General features: G+C 73.8%; 17 protein-coding genes. 9 read left to right on the top strand and 8 right to left on the bottom strand.

Annotation, left to right across the window (positions count from 1 at the left end):
- Nucleotides 1-28: 28 nt before the first annotated feature.
- Nucleotides 29-1786 carry an acetyl/propionyl/methylcrotonyl-CoA carboxylase subunit alpha gene (locus BLASA_RS18995; RefSeq protein WP_014377852.1) on the bottom strand — a complete coding sequence of 586 codons (1758 nt, stop codon included), beginning with the start codon at nt 1784-1786 and terminating at the stop codon, nt 29-31.
- A 462-nt stretch (nt 1787-2248) separates the two neighbouring features.
- Here BLASA_RS18995 and BLASA_RS18990 point away from each other — a divergent pair, with 462 nt between their 5' ends.
- The gene (locus tag BLASA_RS18990; protein ID WP_014377851.1) at nt 2249-2884 is read left to right on the top strand and encodes an AMIN-like domain-containing (lipo)protein; all 636 of its coding nucleotides are present in this window, start codon (nt 2249-2251) and stop codon (nt 2882-2884) included.
- 54 nt (nt 2885-2938) lie between these two features.
- Here the strand turns inward: BLASA_RS18990 and BLASA_RS18985 are convergent, their stop codons facing one another.
- Genes BLASA_RS18985 through BLASA_RS18975 form a run of 3 tightly spaced genes read right to left on the bottom strand, consistent with a single transcriptional unit; the run spans nt 2939 to nt 5384 of the window.
- Nucleotides 2939-3547, bottom strand: coding sequence for a Maf family protein (locus BLASA_RS18985; RefSeq protein WP_014377850.1), 609 nt, complete (start codon nt 3545-3547; stop codon nt 2939-2941).
- Complete coding sequence (locus BLASA_RS18980; protein ID WP_014377849.1) at nt 3544-3759, bottom strand: acyl-CoA carboxylase subunit epsilon; 216 nt, start codon at nt 3757-3759, stop codon at nt 3544-3546. Before BLASA_RS18980 ends, BLASA_RS18985 begins: the two co-directional genes overlap by 4 nt.
- Nucleotides 3756-5384 (bottom strand): acyl-CoA carboxylase subunit beta, encoded by a 1629-nt coding sequence (locus tag BLASA_RS18975; protein ID WP_014377848.1) that lies wholly within the window; start codon nt 5382-5384, stop codon nt 3756-3758. Before BLASA_RS18975 ends, BLASA_RS18980 begins: the two co-directional genes overlap by 4 nt.
- Before the next feature lie 101 nt (nt 5385-5485).
- Between BLASA_RS18975 and BLASA_RS18970 the strand changes: the two genes are divergently transcribed.
- The 5 genes from BLASA_RS18970 (at nt 5486) to BLASA_RS25235 (ending at nt 13042) form a co-directional block, all read left to right on the top strand.
- The gene (locus tag BLASA_RS18970; RefSeq protein WP_014377847.1) at nt 5486-6328 is read left to right on the top strand and encodes a biotin--[acetyl-CoA-carboxylase] ligase; all 843 of its coding nucleotides are present in this window, start codon (nt 5486-5488) and stop codon (nt 6326-6328) included.
- Nucleotides 6329-6359: 31 nt separating this feature from the next.
- Complete coding sequence (locus tag BLASA_RS18965) at nt 6360-6935, top strand: PH domain-containing protein (RefSeq protein ID WP_014377846.1); 576 nt, start codon at nt 6360-6362, stop codon at nt 6933-6935.
- A gap of 80 nt (nt 6936-7015) precedes the next feature.
- The gene (locus tag BLASA_RS18960) at nt 7016-8164 is read left to right on the top strand and encodes an exonuclease SbcCD subunit D (protein WP_014377845.1); all 1149 of its coding nucleotides are present in this window, start codon (nt 7016-7018) and stop codon (nt 8162-8164) included.
- Nucleotides 8161-11121 (top strand): AAA family ATPase, encoded by a 2961-nt coding sequence (locus tag BLASA_RS26365; RefSeq protein WP_014377844.1) that lies wholly within the window; start codon nt 8161-8163, stop codon nt 11119-11121. Before BLASA_RS18960 ends, BLASA_RS26365 begins: the two co-directional genes overlap by 4 nt.
- A gap of 139 nt (nt 11122-11260) precedes the next feature.
- Nucleotides 11261-13042, top strand: a complete 1782-nt coding sequence (locus tag BLASA_RS25235) for a hypothetical protein (RefSeq protein WP_014377843.1) — start codon at nt 11261-11263, stop codon at nt 13040-13042.
- Here BLASA_RS25235 and BLASA_RS18945 read toward each other — a convergent pair.
- Both BLASA_RS18945 and BLASA_RS18940 read right to left on the bottom strand, forming a co-directional pair.
- Nucleotides 12936-14237, bottom strand: coding sequence for a glycosyltransferase family 2 protein (locus tag BLASA_RS18945; RefSeq protein ID WP_014377842.1), 1302 nt, complete (start codon nt 14235-14237; stop codon nt 12936-12938). The two genes, BLASA_RS25235 and BLASA_RS18945, sit on opposite strands and share 107 nt — an antisense overlap.
- Before the next feature lie 252 nt (nt 14238-14489).
- Nucleotides 14490-14969 (bottom strand): GtrA family protein, encoded by a 480-nt coding sequence (locus BLASA_RS18940; protein WP_014377841.1) that lies wholly within the window; start codon nt 14967-14969, stop codon nt 14490-14492.
- A gap of 74 nt (nt 14970-15043) precedes the next feature.
- Here BLASA_RS18940 and BLASA_RS18935 point away from each other — a divergent pair, with 74 nt between their 5' ends.
- Genes BLASA_RS18935 through BLASA_RS18925 form a run of 3 tightly spaced genes read left to right on the top strand, consistent with a single transcriptional unit; the run spans nt 15044 to nt 17952 of the window.
- Entirely contained in the window at nt 15044-16249 is a 1206-nt protein-coding gene (locus BLASA_RS18935) for a 5-(carboxyamino)imidazole ribonucleotide synthase (RefSeq protein WP_041775850.1), read from the top strand.
- A 10-nt stretch (nt 16250-16259) separates the two neighbouring features.
- Nucleotides 16260-16775, top strand: coding sequence for a 5-(carboxyamino)imidazole ribonucleotide mutase (gene purE / locus BLASA_RS18930; RefSeq protein ID WP_014377839.1), 516 nt, complete (start codon nt 16260-16262; stop codon nt 16773-16775).
- Nucleotides 16776-16797: 22 nt separating this feature from the next.
- Complete coding sequence (locus BLASA_RS18925) at nt 16798-17952, top strand: acyl-CoA dehydrogenase family protein (RefSeq protein ID WP_014377838.1); 1155 nt, start codon at nt 16798-16800, stop codon at nt 17950-17952.
- Nucleotides 17953-17991: 39 nt separating this feature from the next.
- Here BLASA_RS18925 and BLASA_RS18920 read toward each other — a convergent pair whose 3' ends face one another.
- Nucleotides 17992-18789, bottom strand: coding sequence for a TIGR03089 family protein (locus BLASA_RS18920; protein WP_014377837.1), 798 nt, complete (start codon nt 18787-18789; stop codon nt 17992-17994).
- Nucleotides 18789-20192, bottom strand: a complete 1404-nt coding sequence (locus BLASA_RS18915; RefSeq protein ID WP_014377836.1) for an LCP family protein — start codon at nt 20190-20192, stop codon at nt 18789-18791. Before BLASA_RS18915 ends, BLASA_RS18920 begins: the two co-directional genes overlap by 1 nt.
- Nucleotides 20193-20406 lie beyond the last annotated feature (214 nt).

Here is a 20406-nt window from a genome sequence, read left to right as displayed (position 1 = left end):
TGCCGCCCCCTCCGACGTCAACTCCGAATCACTCCGGATCGGCGATCGTGCAGAGGACCGCGCCGCTGGTGACGGTGGCGCCCACCTCGGCCGACAGGCCGGAGACCGTACCCGCCTTGTGCGCGGTGATGGGCTGCTCCATCTTCATCGCCTCGAGGACGACGACCAGGTCGCCGGCCGCGACGGTAGCGCCGTCCTCGACGGCGACCTTGACGATCGTGCCCTGCATCGGCGAGGTGAGGGAGTCGCCGGAGGCGGCCGCACCGCCACCCCCGCCGCCGCGCCTGCGCGGCTTGGCCGCGGCGCCCGCGGGGGCACCTCCGCCGGCAGCCAGCCCGGCGGGCAGCGAGACCTCCAGCCGGCGGCCACCGACCTCGACCACCACGGTCTGCCGCGGCGCGTCCTCGTCCTGCTCGGCCGGGGCGGCGGCGTAGGGCTGGACCTGGTTGTGCCACTCCGTCTCGATCCAGCGGGTGTGCACGGTGAACGGCTCGCTGGTGAAGGCCTCGTCGCGGACGACGGCGCGGTGGAACGGGATCACCGTCGGCATGCCCTCGACGACGAGCTCGTCGAGCGCGCGGCGAGCCCGCTGCAGCGCCTCCTCGCGGGTGGCTCCGGTGACGATCAGCTTGGCGAGCATCGAGTCGAACGCGCCGGCGACCTCGCCGCCGGTCTCCACCCCGGAGTCCCAGCGCACGCCCGGGCCCTGCGGGATCTCCAGGCGGTCCACCGGGCCCGGCGCCGGCATGAAGTTGCGGCCGGCGTCCTCGGCGTTGATCCGGAACTCGATGCTGTGGCCGCGGGGCTCGGGGTCCTCGGTGATCTCCAGCGGCAGCCCGTCGGCGATGCGGAACTGCTGGCGGACCAGGTCGATGCCGGAGGTCTCCTCGGAGACCGGGTGCTCGACCTGCAGGCGGGTGTTGACCTCGAGGAAGGAGATCGATCCGTCGGTGCCGACGAGGTACTCCACCGTGCCGGCACCGTGGTAGCCGGCCTCCGCGCAGATCGCCTTGGCCGAGGAGTGGATCCGATCGCGCTGCTCGTCGGTCAGGAAGGGCGCGGGGGCCTCCTCGACCAGCTTCTGGTTGCGCCGCTGCAGCGAGCAGTCGCGGGTGCCCACGACGATGACGTTGCCGTGCGTGTCGGCGAGCACCTGCGCCTCGACGTGCCGGGGCTTGTCGAGGAACCGTTCGACGAAGCACTCGCCGCGGCCGAAGGCGGAGACCGCCTCGCGGACGGCGGAGTCGAACAGCTCGGGGATCTCCTCGATCGTGCGGGCGACCTTCAGCCCGCGGCCACCACCGCCGAACGCCGCCTTGATGGCGACGGGGAGGCCGTGCTCCTTCGCGAACGCGACGACCTCGTCGGCACCGCCGACCGGGTCCTTGGTGCCGGGCACCAGGGGGGCGCCGGCGCGGGTCGCGATGTGCCGGGCGGCGACCTTGTCGCCGAGGTCGATGATCGCCTGCGGCGAGGGGCCGATCCAGGTCAGCCCGGCGTCGAGAACGGCCTGGGCGAAGTCGGCGTTCTCGGAGAGGAAGCCGTAGCCGGGGTGGATCGCGTCGGCGCCGGACTGCTTGGCGGCGTCGAGGATCTTGTCGATCACCAGGTAGGAGTCACCCGGCGTCGTGCCGCCCAGGGCGAAGGCCTCGTCCGCGACGCGCACGTGCAGCGCGTCGCGGTCGGGCTCGGCGTAGACCGCCACGCTGGTCAGCCCCGCGTCCTTGCACGCGCGGGCCACACGGACGGCGATCTCGCCACGGTTGGCGATGAGGACCTTCTGCACCACGCCTCCTTCGAGGGAACTGCCCGGAGACTAGTTGGCGCCCCCCGGCCGCCCGGAGGGCCCCTGGATCTGGGGAACGATTCGCCGTCGCCGTCGCGACCCCGCTGCCCGGCAAGACGGATCGAGCCGCGCCGTGCGCTGCGGCGGTCTCCGAGGGTCCCGGCCGGCAAGCCGCAGGTCGTCGAACAGGGTGTCAGCGGTAGCCGCAGGGTCTCGAGCGGCTCCGGCGGTGACCCCGTGGACGTGGCCTCCGACCACGTAACCGGTAGCCGGCTGGACCGGAGTGCGGTCGTCCAGGCGCCGTCGGCCTGCCCTCCCCGGACATCGGTCGGCCTGTCCTCGGACGACCGGACCCGCCCGGTGGTCCGCCTCCGGCCGGGTGGATGACGCGCGCTGCTCGGTGCCCCGGTGGGGGCGGTGCCGAGACGTACTGTCGGAGCTCCCGGACCCGGAGGACCGACCATGCACCAGCGCTGCCCGAGCACACGACTGCACGTCCTGACCGTCGCGGTCGCCGGGCTGCTGGCCGCGGGGTGCACGGGCAGCGGGGACTCCGACGGCGAGAGCGGCGGGACCGCCTCCCCGAGCGGGCCCACCGCGACGTCGTCCCAGCCGGCGGGGACGGTCGAGGGGCGAGAGCAGGAGATCCCGCCACCGGACGCGTCGTTCCCGGCCTCCACGGCCGAGGACAGCGGGGACCCGCAGCCAGGCGCGTCCGAGGCGGGCGAGGCCATGCAGGTGGCCGGGGTGCAACTGACGCACCACGACGGTTACGACCGCGTCGTGGTGGACCTCAGCACGCCGGGCGTCCCGTTCTGGACGGCCCGCTACTCCGAGGCGTCGAGCCCTGTAGGAGACCCGGTGGAAATTGCCGGGGATGCCTACCTGCGCCTGGGGTTGTTTACCGAGAGCCATGCCGACCGGAAGGTCGAGCCGGTGCGCTCGGAGTCGGGCGTCGTCGCCGAGGTCCGGGCGACCGGGTCCATGGGCGGCTACCAGGAGGTGCTGATCGGCGTGCGAGGCGGGGCGGCCCCGTTCCGGGCGTTCGCGCTCACTGATCCCGGACGGCTGGTGGTCGACATCCGCGCTGCCGGTTGAGTCCGCGGGCCGGGCCGAGCCGGGTGGCCCCGAACGATCGCCGCAGCGTCCCGGTCAGCGGCGCCAGAGATCGGTGATCGCCAGGCCGCGCCTGGCCAGCTGGGTGCGGAGGGCGGTGAGCGACAGTCCCACCACCGCGGCCGGGTCCCCCTCCACCCGCCGGACGAACGGCGCGCCGAGGCCGTCGAGGGTGAACGCGCCCGCTACGGCCAGTGGCTCGCCGGTGGCCAGGTAGGCCTCCATCTCCGGCGGCGTCGGGTCGGCGAAGTACACGACGGTGGAGGCCACCGCGACGTCCCGGCTGACGACCGCGCCGTCGCGGACGTCGAAGAGCGCCTGCCCGGTGTGCAGGACGCCGGAGCGGCCGGCCATGCGGCGCCAGCGGTCCCGCGCCTCGGCGGCGTCGGCCGGCTTGCCCTGCGGCTTGCCGCCGAACTCCAGGAGCGAGTCCGCCCCGATGACCAGGGCGTCGGTCTCCCGCTTCGCGACATCGGCGGCCTTGGCCGCCGCGAGCAGGGACACCGTCTCGGCGACGCGCGGCGCGGAGTGGGCGGACTCGTCGACGTCGCTGACGACGACCTCCGGCGCGAGCCCCGCCTGGCGGAGCAGCGAGAGCCTGGCCGGCGACGCCGACGCCAGCACCAGCCTGCGGTCGACGCTCATGCGTTGCTCCCCGCTGCACGCCAGCCGCCGTGGCCCGGCTGCACGGCACGGCGGTGACCCGCGGCGTAGGACGCCCAGGCGCCGACCGGGACCGGGAGGCGCCGCGTGCGGCGCTGCGACATCGCTGCGACGACGACGGTGAGCGCCGCGAGCTCCTCGGCGGTCGGCTCGCCCTTCACCACCCGCAGCAGCGGGCGCTGGTCCTCGCTCACAGCGGGATGTTTCCGTGCTTCTTGGGCGGCCGGGTCTGCCGCTTGTTGGCCAGCACCCGCAGTGCCTTGGTCACCTGCACGCGGGTGTGCGACGGCGGGATGACCGCGTCGACGTAGCCGCGGTCGGCGGCGATGTAGGGGTTGGCGAGGGTGTCCTCGTACTCCGCGATCAGCTCCGCGCGCTTGGCGTCGGGGTCCTCGGCCGCGGCGAGCTCCTTGCGGTAGAGGATGCCGACCGCCCCCTGCGCGCCCACCACGGCGATCTGCGCGGTAGGCCACGCCAGGTTCACGTCGGCACCGAGGTGCTTGGACCCCATGACGTCGTAGGCGCCGCCGTAGGCCTTGCGGGTGATCACCGTGACCTTGGGGACGGTCGCCTCGGCGTAGGCGTAGATCAGCTTGGCGCCGCGCCGGATGATCCCCTCCCACTCCTGCGACGTCCCGGGCAGGAAGCCGGGGACGTCGACGAAGGTGAGCACCGGGACGTTGAAGGCGTCGCAGGTGCGCACGAACCGCGCGGCCTTCTCGCTGGCGTCGATGTCGAGCGTGCCGGCGAACTGGGTCGGCTGGTTCGCCACGATCCCCACCGGCCTGCCCTCCACCCGGCCGAAGCCGATCAGGATGTTGGGCGCGAACAGCGGCTGCACCTCGAGGAACTCGCCGTCGTCGAGGACGTGCTCGATCACGGTGTGCATGTCGTAGGGGGTGTTCGCCGAGTCCGGGATGAAGGCGTCGAGCTCGAGATCCTCGTCGGTGAGCGCATTCGGGAGGACCGTCTCGACCGGTGCCATCTCGATGGCCGGCAGCGGGTCGAGGTTGTTGCTCGGCAGGTAGGACAGCAGCGCCTTGACGTAGTCGAGGGCGTCGTTCTCGTCCTCGCCGAGGTAGTGGGCGACACCGGACTTGGTGTTGTGCGTCCGCGCGCCGCCGAGCTCCTCGAGCGAGACGTCCTCACCGGTCACGGTCTTCACGACGTCGGGGCCGGTGATGAACATCTGGCTGGTCTTGTCGACCATCACGATGAAGTCGGTGAGCGCGGGGGAGTAGACGTGCCCGCCGGCCGCTGGGCCCATCACCAGCGAGATCTGCGGGATGACGCCGGAGGCGTGCACGTTCCGCTGGAAGATCTCGCCGTACAGGCCGAGGGAGACCACGCCCTCCTGGATGCGGGCGCCACCGCCCTCGTTGATGCCGATGATCGGGCAGCCGTTGGTGATCGCGAAGTCCTGCACCTTCACGATCTTCTCGCCGTAGACCTCGCCGAGGCTGCCGCCGAAGACGGTGACGTCCTGAGAGAAGACCGCCACCGGCCGGCCGTCGACCGTGCCGTAGCCGGTGACCACGCCGTCGCCGAAGGGGCGCTTCCCGGCCATCCCGAAGTTGGTGGACCGGTGGCGGGCGAACTCGTCGAACTCGGTGAACGAGCCCGGGTCCAGCAGCGCCTCGATCCGCTCGCGGGCGGTCATCTTCCCCGCGGCGTGCTGCTTCTCCACGGCCCGCTCCGAACCCGCGTGGACGGCTTCCTCCACGCGCCGCTGGAAATCCGCGAGCTTGCCGGCGGTCGTGTGGATGTCGACGTCGTCGGGGACGTGCTCCCCGGCGCTCTCGAGTTCGGCGGCACTCACGTGGTCTCCTCGCTGGCGCTCGTCGGCCGCGGTCGCGGCACGGTGCTGAGGTGTGATCTCGCCATCCCGATCACGGCCCGTAGCGTAAGGGAGTGCCCGACATGCCCTCATCCCGATGGTCGGATCTCACGCGCCCGGGGCTGGATGCCGCGGCCCTGGCAGCGGTCCTCACCCGGGACAGCAGCCTGTGGCGCTCGGTGGAGGTCGTCGACGAGATCGGGTCGACGAACGCGGCGCTCGCCGCCCGCGCCGGGCAGGGAGCCGTGGAGGGCACCGTGCTGGTGGCCGAGCACCAGGTCGCCGGCCGGGGGCGGCTGGAGCGGGTCTGGACCTCGCCGCCGCGGGCCGGGCTGACCGTGTCGTTCCTGCTCCGTCCCGACGTGCCGGTGGCCCGGCGCGGCTGGCTGCCGCTGCTCACCGGGGTCGCTCTCGCGGAGTCGGTGCGGGAGGTGACCGGTGTCCTCGCCTCGGTCAAGTGGCCCAACGACCTGCTGGCCCGGGACGGGCGCAAGCTGGCCGGGATCCTCGCCGAGGCGGTGACGTCGCCCGACTCCTCCGGGGTCGTGGTCGGGGTCGGGCTCAACGTCTCGACGTCGGCGGCCGAGCTGCCGGACACCGGGACGTCGCTGTCGGTCGTCACGGGGGGGACCGTGGACCGCGGGCCGGTGCTCCTGGCGTTCCTGCGCGCGGTCGAGCGGCGGTACCGCGGATGGGCGGAGGCGCTCGGCGACCCGGTGCTCTCCGGGCTCGCCCGGGACTACCTGGCGTGGTCGTCGACGATCGGCAGCACGGTCGAGGTGACCCTGCCGGACGGCTCGACGCTGACCGGTACGGCCCGCGCGATCGACTGGGACGGGCGGCTCGTGGTCGACGGCGCCGAGGGCACCGTCGAGCTGGCCAGCGGCGACGTCCGACACGTCCGGACACGCGCCGCGGGAGCATGACGGGGCGCGGTCCCTGCGTCATCCTGGCCGGGTGCCCTACCCGGACCGGCTGCTCACCGACGACGAAGAGGTCGTGCGCCACCTACACCCGCACGGGCTGACGATCTTCTGGCCGGTCGTCCTCTTCCTGCTCGTCGTCGGCGGTGCGTCGTTCGGCGCCGCGCTCGTGCCGCCGGGGCCGCAGCAGGGGATGGTCCGGCTGGGCATCGTGGGGCTGGCGGGCCTGCTGCTGGTCGTCCTCGTCGTCGTCCCGCTGCTGCGCTGGCGCACGACGCACTACGTCGTCACCACGCACCGGTTGCTGTTCCGGGAGGGGATCCTGGCCCGGCGCGGTCGGGACCTCGGGCTGTCGCGGATCACCGACGTCTCCTACTCGCAGACGCTCTGGGAGCGGATCGTGCGGTCCGGCACGCTGACCATCGAGACGGCCGGCGACGGAGGGGCAACCGTGCTGCGGCAGATCCCCGACAGCGGCGGGGTCCAGCAGCTGCTGGCTTACATGATCGAGGAGGACGCCGACCGGCGAGCGCAGGAGCACGCCGGGTACCTCCGGAGCGACGACGACCGGCCACCGGCCGACGGCTGGCACAGCACCGCGGTCCTCTGACCTGCCCCGGACCTGGTGTGACGGGTCCGTCACGGCGCGCCTGAGCGGTTCTGTCAGACCCCCTCCCTACCTTCTGCGGCATGCGGCTGCTGCACACCTCGGACTGGCACATCGGCCGCACCCTGCACGGCACCGACCTGCTCGCGGAGCAGGAGGCGGTCCTGGGCGGGCTGGCCGCGGTGGTCGCCGAGGAGCAGGTCGACGTCGTCCTCGTGGCCGGCGACGTCTACGACCGGGCGGTGCCGTCGGCCGACGCCACCGCGGTGCTGGACCGCGTGATCGGCCGGCTGCTGGCCACCGGTGCCCGGGTCGTGCTCACTCCCGGCAACCACGACTCCGCGCGCCGGCTGGGCACCTTCTCCGGCCTGCTCAGCGCGGCCGGGCTGCACGTCCGCGCGGTCACTCCGCGGCTCGACGAGCCCGTCCTCCTCGCCGACGAGCACGGCGAGGTGGCGCTCTACGGCCTCCCGTACCTGGAGCCCGAGGTGGCCCGCCACGAGCTGGGGGTGCCGGAGGCGCGCGGCCACGAGGCGGTGCTGCGCGAGGCGATGGACCGGGTGCGGGCCGACCTCTTCCTGCGGCCCGGTGTCCGGTCCGTGGTGCTGGCGCACGCCTTCGTGGGCGGTGGCGTGGCCAGCGACAGCGAGCGCGACATCTGCGTCGGCGGCGTCGACCTGGTGCCGGCCAGGGTCTTCGACGGCGTCGACTACGTCGCCCTCGGCCACCTCCACCGCCCGCAGACCCTCACCCCCCGGATCCGCTACAGCGGATCTCCGCTGGCCTACTCCTTCGGCGAGGCGGGCCAGCAGAAGCAGGCCTGGCTGGTCGAGCTGGACGCGGCCGGCCTGGCGGAGGTGCGGCCGGTGCCGCTGCCGACGCCGCGGCCGCTGTCGGTGCTCACCGGCACCCTGGAGGAGCTGCTCGCCGATCCGGGGCACGCGGCCGCGGAGGAGCACTTCGTCTCCGCGCGCCTGACCGATCCGGCCCGCCCCGCCGATCCGATGCGGCGGCTGCAGGCCCGGTTCCGGTTCTGCGTCCACCTCGACTGGACCGGCGCCGGCGCGACCGGGGATGCCGGCAGCTACCAGGAGCGCATGCGAGGGCGGAGCGCCCTCGACGTCGCCGGCGAGTTCGTCAGCCACGTCCGCGGCGTGCCGGCCAGTGCGGCCGAGCGGGAGCTGCTCGCGCGGGCCCTGGGCGCGGCCGACCGCGCGGAGGTCACCCGATGAGGCTGCACGCTCTCTCGGTCACCGCCTTCGGGCCGTTCGCCGGAACGGTGGAGGTGGACCTGGACGACGTGGGCCGGGACGGCCTGTTCCTGCTGTGGGGTCCCACGGGAGCGGGCAAGACGACCCTGCTCGACGCAGTGGTCTTCGCCCTCTACGGCCGGGTGCCCGGCGCGCGCGGCGAGGAGAAGCGGCTCCGCAGCGACCACGCGGACGTCGGCACCCGCACCGAGGTCAGCTGCGAGCTGACGCTGGGCGGCGAGCGCCTCCGGGTCGTCCGCCGCCCCGAGCAGCAGCGGCCGAAGAAGCGCGGTGAGGGGTGGGCCACCGAGCAGGCCAAGCTCGTCGTGTCCCGGTTGACCGACGGCGGCTGGGAACCGGTCAGCACCCGGATCGACGAGGGCTCCGAGCACCTGCGCAGCCGGCTGGGCCTGGACGTCCACCAGTTCTGCCAGGTGGTGCTGCTGCCCCAGGGCGACTTCGCCCGCTTCCTGCGTGCGGAGCCCGAGCACCGGGCCGAGCTGCTGCGCACGCTCTTCGACGTCGACCGGTTCGCCCGCGCCGAGGACTGGCTGGCCGAGGAGCGCGCCGCGGCCCGCGACCGGATGGCCGCGCAGCGCGCACGGCTGAGCACCCTGCTCGCGCGCGTCGCCCAGAGCGCCGACGTCGACGTGCCGGAGGGCCTCGCGCCGGAACTCGTGGGGGCCGGGCCGGGCGCCGGCGTGCTCCCGTGGGTGCAGCGGGTCCGCGCCTCGGCCGGCGAACGCCTGGCCGAGGCGGACGCGCGGGCGGCCGAAGCCGCCGCGGAGGTCGCCACGACGGACGCCGAGCTGGCAGCCGCGCGGGCCTTGCTGGAGCGGTACGCACGCCGCGACCAGGCGGCCCGGGAGCTCACCGCGCTGGAGGAACGTGGGCCGGCTCTCGTCCCCCTGCGCACCGAACGCGACGCCGGCCGCCGGGCCGAACCACTGCGCGACGTCCTGCAGGCGGCCGGCGCCGCCGCGCTGGTCGCCGAGCAGGCAGCCGACGGTCTGCAGGCGGCGCTCCGGGCCTGGGGGCCGGTGTCCAGCGGCCAGGAGGCGACGACCGCGCTCGCCCGCGAGCTCCGCGACCGGGCGGCCGAGGCGCGGGCCCTGCTGCCGGAGGTCGAGCGGGCGGCTGGGCTGGAGCGCTCGATCGCCGGCCTCGACCGCATCATCGACGAGCTCGGCCAGCGGTGCGCGGCGGCGGAGCAGGCCGCGGCGGGGTTCCCGGCCCGGTTCGCCGAGCAGGAGGAGCGGGTCGCGGCAGCCCGCGCCGCGGCGGCGGAGCTGCCCGCCCTCCGTTCCGCGCTGGACATGGCGGAAGCGGCGCTGGCAGCGGGCCGGGCCGCCGAGGCGCTCGAGCGGCAGCTGGCCGGGTTCCGCGACGACGTCCTGGGGCTGCGTGCGGCCTGGGCCGATGCCCGCGAGGTCTGGCTGGACCTGCGCGCCCGACGGCTCGACGGCATGGCCGCCGAGCTCGCTGCCGGGCTCGCAGACGGCGCCGACTGCCCCGTCTGCGGTGCCACGGAGCACCCGCGGCCGGCCACCTCCGGCGGCGAGCGGGTCACCGCGGCCGACGAGGACGCCGCACACGTCGCCGCGGACGCGCGGGAATCCGCGCTCACCGCGGCCACCGCGCGCCTCGACGCGGCCGAACGGGAGCTCGCCGGGCTGCGCGCCCGGGCTGCCACGCTCGCCCCGGGCGAGCAGGCGGCGCTGGTCGAGGACCTGACGACGCGGGTGCGTGCGGCCGCCGGGGTGGCCGCCGTCCTGCGGTCGGCGGAGGAGCAGGTGCAGCGGCTCGCCGGGGAGCGCGAGGCGGTCGCCGCCCGGCTCGCCGCCGACCGCGAGGAGGTCCGCGCCCGGACGGCGGAGCGGGACTCACTGGCCGCGGGTCTGGCCGACCTCACACAGCGCCTGGCGGTCGCGCGCGCAGCGGACCCCGACCTGGCCACCCGTGTCGCTCGGCTGAGCGCCGTCGCCGCTGCCTGCGAGGCGGTCGTGGCCGCGCACACCGACGAGCTGCGGGCCCGGGTTCAGCGCGACACCGCGCAGCAGGTCGCCGAGGAGCGGGCGGCGGCGGCCGGCCTCGACGACGTGCTGACCGCCGTCTCCGCGCTGCTCCCGCCCGGCAGGCTGGCCCGGCTGGACCGGGAGCTGGACGAGCACGACCAGCGGCTGGCGCTGCTGCGGGGCCGCCTGGCCGAGCCGGAGCTGGCCGACCTGCCGCCCCGGCCGGACATGGGGTCGCTGGAGGACCGCTGCGCCGGTGCCACCCGGCGCCGGGAGGAGGCCGTCGCCGAGCTGCAGCAGGCCCGCCGGTGCACGGCGTCCTTGGCCGAGCTCGTCGGCCGGGTCACCGCCGCGGAGCTGGAGCTGGCCGAGGAGCGGGACTGGGCCGACCAGGTCACCGCGCTCGCCGACCTGGCGCACGGCCGCGGGGCCAACACCCGGCGGATGCGCCTCCAGTCGTTCGTGCTCGCCGCCCGCCTGGAACAGGTGGCCGAGGTCGCCAGCCGCCGGCTGCTGGACATGTCCGGCGGCCGCTACACCTTCCTGCACAGCGACACCCAGGGCCGGCACGGCGCCCGCGGTGGGCTGGGCCTGGACGTCTTCGACGAGTACACCGGTGTCCGGCGTCCGACGAAGACCCTCTCGGGCGGGGAGAGCTTCATGGCCTCCTTGGCGCTGGCGCTGGGCCTCGCGGACGTGGTCACGGCGGAGACCGGGGGCGTGCGCATCGACACGCTCTTCGTGGACGAGGGCTTCGGCACCCTCGACGCGCAGGCGCTGGACGCGGTCATGACCGTGCTCGACGACCTGCGCCGCGGTGGCCGCACCGTGGGCGTCATCAGCCACCTCGAGGAGCTGCGCACCCGCATCCCCACCCGGCTCGAGGTGGTCGCCGGGCGGAACGGATCACGGCTGGCCGGGTGACCACCGAGCCGGCGGCCGCCGGGCCTGTCAGGGCTGCGGATACGGTGGCGCGGTGGTAGCCGTCTTCGCTGGTCGACCGCCACGCGGTTCCGCTACCGAGGCCCAGGCTGCGCGGCGCGGATGGTCTTTCCGGGGAGTCGTGACCGCGGTCGTCCAACTGCTGCTGGTGACGGCTGCGGCGGTCGGCAGCGTGGCTCTGCGCCGGGACGTCCCGGTGGTGCCCAACGTGTCGGCGTACGACGGGCTGCTCTTCGCGCGCTCGGCCCGGTCCATCCTGGCCGGCGACTGGCTGGGTCAGTTCAACGGGATCACCCTGGCCAAGGGGCCGGGCTACCCGATGTTCATCGCCGCGGCTCGGTGGTCCGGGCTGGAGCTGAAGGTGGCGGAGCAGCTGGTCCACCTCGCGGCGGCTGCTGCGGTGGCGCTGGCCGTGCTGGTGGTGACCCGGAGGCGCTGGCCGGCGGTTCTCGGGTTCGTCTTCCTCGCGCTCGATCCGTCCAACTTCGGGGCGAACAGCTCCGATGTCATGCGCGAGAACCTGTTCGCCTCGCTCGGCGTCCTGGTGCTCGTCGTCGGCTTCCTCACGGCGCTCGCCGTCGTCCGCCGGGGCCGCTGGGTGTGGCTGGTCACGGGTGCGGTCGGGACAGGGGCGCTGGTCGCCGGCTACTGGTCGACCCGTGAGGAGGGCGTGACGATCCTTCCGCCGCTCGCCGTGACCGTCCTCGGTGTTACGATCACGGCCGTCACGGCGGCTCGACGTGGAGCCCGGACGACTCCCGCGGCGGGCGCCACACCGGCGGGTGCCCTGCGACGGGGAACGCTGCTGCGCGCCGGCGTCGCGCTGACCCTGGTCGCTGTGACCGCCCTGCTGCCCCTGTCCCTGGTCCGCGCTCTGAACGAGGCCCGGTACGGAGTCGCTGTCCTCAACGACCAGGGTGAGGGCACCTTCTTGCGCGCATATGCCGACTGGTCCCGGGTCGACGCCGGCCCACGACTGCTCCGTGTCCCGATCACCGAGGAGCAGCGCCGGGCCGTGTATGCCGTCAGCCCGGCGGCCCGCCTCCTGCGTACCGAGCTCGAGGACCCCACGAACGGCTGGCGGTCTTTCGAGTGCGACCAGCCCGTCCTGGCGGACTGCGACTACCGCGGGGGCTGGATGCCCTGGGCGATCCGGGAGGCGGCAGAGGAGGCCGGCCGGCTCGACACGGCCCGGGAGGGTCAGGAGTTCTTCGCCGCACTCTCGTCGCAGATCACGGCCGCCTGCGATGACGGACGGCTCGACTGCGCCCCCGCCCTGCCGGCGAGCGTGCAAGGCATCCAGCGCGCACCTGCGGACCTGCTGGCCGAGAACGTCCTCGTCATGCTGTGGGACACGATCCGGGCCACGTCCCTGTACGAGCCGCCCGCCGGACCGGTGGACGTACCCCGGGAAGTTCGGGCAGAGTACGCCCCGGCGGTCGCCGAGCTGCCCCTCAGCGTCCGGGCGGCGCAGGAAGAGATGGCGCAGTTCCAGGACGATCGCGCCCTCTACGAGGGGTTGGCCGGGATCTACCGGGCGCTCGTCCCGGTCATGGTGCTCGCGGGCGTCGTCGGGCTGGCCATCGCGTCGTTCCGGGCCCTCCGGGGCCGGCCCGGGGTGGCGTACCTGCCGGCGTTGGCCGCGGGCTTCGCGGCGGGTGTCGTCGTGCGGGCTTTCCTGCTCGCGCTGATCGAGACAGCCGACTTCGACGTGCCGTTCCGCTACCTGCTGCCCGGATATGCGATGGCCGTCGCCTTCGCCGTGGTCGGCACGGCGGCAGGCCTGCCCCCGCGCCCTAGGGTGCCCGACGAGCCGTCCCCCCTGATGCCTCGGCGCCCGCGGGTTCGATGGCCCCGGACTCGGTGGTCGCGTCGGGGTGGCGTCCCAGACCGGTCAGGCTGACGGCGAAGGCGGCGGCGGCGACCTGCGTCCCGCCCACCACGAGGACCATTCCCACGATCGGTAGCCGCATGGTGGCCACCGGGTCGAGTTCGCCGAAGCCCTGCGCGCCCCACCTCAGCAGTGCCGTCACGAAGGCGCCCACACCGAGCAGCACGGAGGTCAACCCGAGGACCAACCCCCGCTCGAGGGTCACCCGCTCGATCCACTTCTCCAGCCGGGGGCTGGGCGGCAGGAGCGCCAGGCGGGCGGCGTACGCGCGGGAGACGAGCGCAAGTCCGCCGACCTGCAGGCCGAGGATGACCAGGGTCGCGCACGCCAGCATCGTGTGGATGCCGAACGACACGGCACCGATGGTCACCGTGCCCAGGGAGAGCGCGGCGAGCCCCGCCAGGCCCACGGTGAGCGCCACCACAGCCGGATAGAGGAAGAGCCACCGCGGACTGAAGGCCAGCAGGAACCGCAGGTGCCGCCACCCGTCGGACCACGTCCGCAGGTGCGGCGGCCGGCTCCGGCCGTCGGGGCGGAGCGTGGTCGGGACCTCCGTGATCCGGAGACCGGCCAGGGCACTCCGGACCACGGTCTCGCTGGCGAACTCCATCCCGTCGGTCTGCATGCCGAGCGCTCGGATGCTGTCCCGGTGGAAGGCCCGTATGCCGCAGTGGAAGTCGCCGATCGGCACGCGGAAGAACCGGCGGCCGGCCCAGGAGAGGACCGGGTTGCCCAGGTATCGGTGCAGCGGCGGCATGGCGCCGGGTGCGATGCCGCCCTGGAAACGGTTGCCCATGACCAGCTGCGCACCGGCCCGCAGCTCGCTGAGGAACGGTCCCAGGTCGTCGAGCGCGTAGCTGTCGTCCGCATCGGCCATGAGCACGTAGCGGCCCCGTGCTGCATCGATCCCACCGCGGATGGCCGCGCCGTAGCCCCGCCGGGCGACCGGCACCACCCGGGCACCGGCCGCCTCGGCGATCGCCTGCGAGCCGTCGGTCGAGCCGTTGTCGGCGACGACGACCTCGCCGCGCACCCCCAGCTCGTCCATGCAGGACCGGGCCTTGCGGACACAGGTCTCCAGGGTCTCGGCCTCGTCGAGGCAGGGCAGCACGACCGTCAGCTCGATGTCCTGCGGTTCGGTGACGATGTCCACGAACCGGAACGGGGCCGTCACGTTCTGCTGCTGGTCGTTGCCGGTGACGGGCATCCTCAGACTCCTCCGGGGGACTCAGGCGATGGCGGACAGGCTTCGTCGGACAGTGGCCAGGTGGATCATGCCGTTCCGGGAACAGGCCGGCATGCCGACGTATCGGACGCCCGGCCGGCGACGTCCCTGCCTGATGTTCCTGCCCAATGTTCCGGTGGAACCGGCGCTCCGCCACCTGGCACAGGAGCCGGGGGCAAGCGTGCGAGCCGCCGGGAGTCGCAGCCGCGCTGCCCGAGGTAGCAGACCGCGAGGTCAGCGCATCCGCGTGGTGACATCGGCCTCGGGCGCGGCAGGATGAGCGGGGAACACCCACTGCCGGTAGCCGACGTATCGGATCACGGTGCCGAGGGCGATGGAACCGATGTTGGCCAGTTGGAGCACCAGGGCGCTCTCCTGCTGGAGCGGGTAGCGGACGAAGCCCACGACGGCCAGGCCCAGGAGCAGAGCCGCGCCGTTGATGACGGCGAAGCGCACGGACTCGCGCTGCAGCCCGGTCCGGGCTCGGTGCGAGAACGACCAGAAGCGGTGGCCGACGAACGCGACCGACATGGAGGCGAGCGTGGCCAGGAGCTTGGCCGTGACCGCCCCGAGCCCTGCATGCGCGTACAGGACCTGGAACAGCAGGACGTCGATCGCGAAGCAGATCGCCCCGACGACCCCGAACGCGCTCAGTTCCCTGGCCAGCAGGCCCCAGGACAGGCGCCGGGCGGACGATCCGGTAGCAGGGGGCACCAGGCGAATCTACGTCCACGGGACGAACCTGCGGGTCGTCGCCCGTCCCGGGCGCCCGCTAACCTCTGGCAACCATGGCCTCACCCGTTGACCGGCGCACCGGTCTCCCGGTCGTCGCGATGGTCGGCGGCGGACAGCTGTCCCGCATGACCCACCAGGCGGCGATCGCCCTGGGCCAGTCGCTGAGAGTCCTGGCCACGGATCCGGAGGAGTCCGCCGCCCAGATCGCGGCCGACGTCGTCCTGGGGGACCACCGCCGGCTGGCCGACCTACGGCGGGTCGTGGACGGCGCCACCGTGCTGACGTTCGACCACGAGCACGTGCCGACCGAGCATCTGCGGGCCCTCGAGGAGGAGGGGCACCGGGTCGCCCCCGGGCCGGACGCGCTGGTGCACGCGCAGGACAAGCTCGTGCTCCGCCGTGCGCTGGCCGACGCCGGTGAGCCGCAGCCGGCATGGGCGGAGGTGGTCACGGCCACCGACGTCGCCTCGTTCGCCGCCACCCAGGGCTGGCCGCTGGTGCTGAAGACCCCACGGGGCGGCTACGACGGCAAGGGGGTTTTCGTGGTCGCCGACGAGAGCGTCGCCGCCGAGCTGATCGAACGGCACGGCGTCCTGCTCGCCGAGCAGCGGGTACCCATGGTCCGGGAGCTGTCCGCCCAGGTCGCCCGCTCTCCGTTCGGCCAGGTGGCGGTGTGGCCGGTGGTCGAGACGATCCAGCGCAACGGCGTCTGCGCCGAGGTGCTCGCTCCCGCACCGGCCCTCCCGGACGAGGTCGCCACCGCCGCGCAGGAGCTGGCGGTGCGCATCGCGGACCGGTTGGGGGTCGTCGGCATGCTGGCCGTGGAGCTGTTCCAGACTCCGGACGGCGTCCTGGTCAACGAGCTGGCGATGCGTCCGCACAACTCCGGCCACTGGACGATCGAGGGCGCCCGCACCAGCCAGTTCGAGCAGCACCTGCGCGCCGTGCTCGACTACCCCCTCGGGTCCACGGCCATGACCGCACCGGTGGTCGTCATGGCCAACGTGCTCGGCGGCGCGGCGGCGGAGGAGGGCTGGGCCGGGCCCTCTCTCGACGAGCGCCTGCACCACCTCATGGCGCACTGGCCGGACGTGAAGCTGCACTGGTACGGCAAGGATCAGCGCCGCGGCCGCAAGCTCGGCCACGTCACGGCGCTGGGGGAGGACCTCGACGGGGTGCGCGCCCGAGCGGCCGCCGCCGCGCGGTACCTGGCCGACGGCGTGGTCGACCCGGCGTTCGCCTTCGACGACGAGCACTGAGGAGCCCGGCATGACCAGCCCGAACCAGCCGGTGGTCGGCATCGTGATGGGCAGCGACTCCGACTGGCCGACGATGCAGCCGGCCGCCGGGGCGCTGGCGGAGTTCGGCATCGGCTACGAGGCGCACGTCCTCTCCGCCCACCGCACCCCGCGCCGCATGCTCGACTACGCCGAGGGCGCGGCCGGGCGGGGTCTCCGCGTGATCATCGCCGGGGCCGGGGGCGCGGCCCACCTGCCCGGCATGGTCGCCGCGGCCACCCCGCTCCCGGTCATCGGTGTGCCGCGGCCGCTGGACCGGCTCGACGGCCTGGACAGCCTGCTGTCGATCGTGCAGATGCCGGCCGGCGTGCCGGTGGCGACGGTCGGTATCGGCGGCGGGCGCAACGCCGGCCTGCTGGCCGTGCGGATCCTGGCCGCGGGCGATGCGGACCTGCTGCGCCGGGTGGAGCGGTTCCAGGCCGAGCTCGCCGACAGCGTCGTGGCCCGCGACCTCACCCTCCAGGAACGCCTCGCTACCGACCAGTAGTCGGACGTCCTACGATCGGCGCGTGGGTACCGACAGCGGGCTGTACGCGTTGACCGAGGAGCACGAGGCGATCCGGGCTGCGGTCCGCGACATCGCCGAGCGGGAGATCGCGCCCTTCGCCGCGGAGGTGGACGACGAGTCGCGCTACCCGGTGGAGGCGCAGAAGGCGCTGACCGCGGCCGGCTTCCATGCCACCCACATCCCGGAGCAGTACGGCGGCGAGGGCGCCGACGCGATCGCCACCTGCATCGTCATCGAGGAGGTCGCGCGGGTCGACGTGAGCGCGTCCCTGATCCCCGCGGTCAACAAGCTCGGGTCGATGCCGATCATCCTGTCCGGGTCGGAGGACGTGAAGCAGCAGGTGCTGCCGTCGATCGCCGCCGGCGACGCGATGATCAGCTACGGCCTCTCCGAGCGCGAGGCCGGCTCCGACGCCGCCGCGATGAAGACGCGGGCCCGTCTCGACGGCGACAGCTGGGTGCTCAACGGCACCAAGGCCTGGATCACCAACTCGGGCGTTTCCGAGTGGTACACGGTCATGGCCGTCACCGACCCGGAGAAGGGCGCAGGCGGGATCTCCGCGTTCGCCGTCCACCGGGACGACCCGGGCTTCGCCGTGGGACCCAAGGAGCGGAAGATGGGCATCAAGGGCTCGCCCACCTGCGAGCTCTACTTCACCGACTGCACCATCCCGGCCGGCCGGATCATCGGTGCGCCCGGCACCGGCTTCACGACCGCGCTGCGCACCTTGGACTTCACCCGGCCGACCATCGGTGCGCAGGCCGTGGGCATCGCCCAGGGCGCGCTGGACGCGTCGGTGGCCTACGTCAAGGAGCGCAAGCAGTTCGGCAGGGCCATCGGGGAGTTCCAGGGTGTCCAGTTCATGCTGGCCGACATGGAGATGAGGATCCAGGCCGCGCGCCACCTGGTCTACGTCGCCGCCGCGGCGGGGGAGCAGGGCCGCCCCGACGTCACCCGCGTGTCCGCCTCGGCGAAGGCCTTCGCCTCCGACGTCGCCATGCAGGTGACCACTGACGCCGTCCAGCTCTTCGGCGGCGCCGGCTACACGCAGGACTTCCCGGTCGAGCGCATGATGCGCGACGCCAAGATCACCCAGATCTACGAGGGCACCAACCAGGTGCAGCGGATGGTGATCGCGCGCAGCCTGCTGCGCTGAGGCCGGTCGAGCCGGCAGGCGGCTACGGGGTCGAGGGGGTCAGGCTTCCCGACCCAGCTCACGGATGCCCTCGATCCGGTGCCCGAGGGCAGCCGTGACCCGCTCGGTCGCGGCCAGGTGCGGAAGCCGGGACCGGTCGGCCGAACGCACGAGGACCACCGACGCTCCTGCCGCCAGCGGGGCCAGCAGCCAGGCGACCGGCCCGGCCTCGGCGGCCACCTGCGCGTCGATCAGCAGCCGGTCGCCATCGGCGATGGCCAGGCGCCGTGCCAGCTCACCGGCCGCCTCGGCCAGCCCGCCCAGGGACAGCGCCAGCCCACCCAGGGTCAGCCCCGGATCGGCCGGCCGGGGCGGTGACCACGGGACGAACGTGTCGCCGTGCACCCGGACTTCGAGGGCGAAGTCGCGGGCGTCGCCCGCATAGCCGGTCATCCCCATGCCGAGCGGGTGCAGCGACAGGCCCAGCAGTTCCTCGATCCCCTGTTCCTCGAGCGGGGGAAGGCGGTCCTGCGCGGCCAGCACCACGTCCACGTCGGCGAGCCGCTCGCCGTCCTCGGTCGCCGTGTCGAGCACCGTGGCCCCGCAGCTCCACACCGCGAGCAGGACCGCGGCGGTCTGCCAGTGCACGGGCAGGGCCAGCGCCGCGCGGCCGCCGGGGCCGAGGTCGAACTCCTCCTGGAGCAGGTTCGCCGTCTTGGCCACCCAGTTGGCCAGCGTGGTGGCCGAGAGCTCCACGCGCTCCCCGCTCGCGTCGTCGTAGTACGTCAGCAGCGGCGTGGCGGGTGAGCGGCGCAGGGCCTGTGCCAGGAGATCGGCCGGAGTGGCGGGGGTGGCCATCAGTTGATGCAGGTGGTGTCCGCCGCCGTGCGGGGGTCCTCGGTCTCGGTCGCGGTCGCGGCCGGGGCCGGGGTCACCGCCTGACCGACGCCGTTGAAGTCGCTGCCCAGCACCAGCTGGACGGTACCGGTGGCGGCGTCGTCGCTCTCCTTGACGACCGCGCCGGGGATGGCGGCGGCCACGGTCTGCGCGAGAGCCTCGTCGCCGGCGGCATGACGGACCTCCGTCTGCTCGTGGTCCATCGAGGAGGCGTTGCCGGTGGCTCCCACGGCGAAGCCGCCGGCCGTGAGCGCGTCGGCCGCCTTCCCGGCCAGCCCGGAGATGCCCGAGCCGTTGTAGACGTCGACCTCCACGGTGGACGGGTCGACGGTGGCCGGGGCCTCGGACGAGGGCGCGTCCTCCTCCTCGGGCGCGGCGGAGAGCTGGGCGAAGAAATCGTGCAGCGTGTCCTCGTCCTCCAGCCGGACGATCGACTTGCCGTCCTCCTGGTCCGTCCCGACATTCGGCACGGTTTGGAACTCGACGTTGCCGGCGGTGGCGGACTGCATCTGCCCGGCCAGCTCGAAGAGGTCCAGGGACTGGTCGACGGTCAGCGAGTCGGCGGCCGCACCGACGAGCTCCCGCTGCTTGCCCAGGTCGAGCAGGACGTTGTCGGAGAGCATCTTGCGGATCATCCCGCCGATGAAGGTCTGCTGGCGGACGATCCGGTCGAAGTCGCCGCGGGGCAGGCCGTGCCGCTGGCGGACGAAGGCGAGCGCCTGCTCGCCGCTGATCGTCTGCACGCCCGCGTCCAGGTCGACGCCCGAGAAGCTGTCCTGGGCGGGTTCGCAGAGGTTGACCTCGACACCGCCCACGACACTGGACAGGTTGAAGAAGCCCAGGAGATCGACCTCGGCGTAGTGATCGATCTGCAGGCCGGTGAGCTGGCTGATCGTCCGGATGAGCAGCTGCGCGCCGGCGGCCTGCTTCTGCTTGTCGGTCGCGTCGTCGGGAGCTTCCCGGGTGTAGCCGTAGGCGTAGGCGGCGTTCAGCTTGTCCCACCCGTAGCCGGGGATCTGCACGTACGAGTCACGGGGGAAGGAGACGAACGATGCGCCGGAACCGTCCGCCGGCACGTGCGCGAGGATCATCGTGTCGGTGTTGATGCCCTTGCTCGCCTCGGTGTTCAGCGCGTCGAGCTGCTCTTCCGTCGCGCTGGCCCGGCTGTCGTTGCCCACCAGGAGCAGGTTCAGGGCCTCGCCCGCGCGGCCGGTTCCCTCGTTGCCGCTGGTCGGGATGGCGTTGGTGCGGCTGACGCTCGCGTCGGCGACCCGCCCCAGGTACCAGCCCCAGCCGCTCGTCGCCAGCAGGGCCACAGCGAGCAGTGCGGCCACGCCGCGGGTGGTGGCGGCGAGCCGGTTCATGGCGTTGCGGGGCGACCGGCTTCCCGCCGCGCGTTCGTCGGGCCGTCGCTGAGGGCGCCCGGCGCGGGGGTCCAGTCGGGGCGGCAGCGGCCGCCGACCCTGGGGGGGTGGAGGGGTGGAGCCGGTCACGGGTGTTCCTCACGTCGGGCTGGTCTGCTTGAACGCAAGCGGGCGAGCTCGTTGTCCAGCGGCGGAGTCGACCGGACGATACGAC

The organism is Blastococcus saxobsidens DD2, from assembly GCF_000284015.1.
Lineage (GTDB): Bacteria > Actinomycetota > Actinomycetes > Mycobacteriales > Geodermatophilaceae > Blastococcus > Blastococcus saxobsidens_A.
The sequence above is the reverse complement of the archived record's forward strand: the minus strand, read 5'-3'. Positions and strand labels throughout refer to the sequence as shown.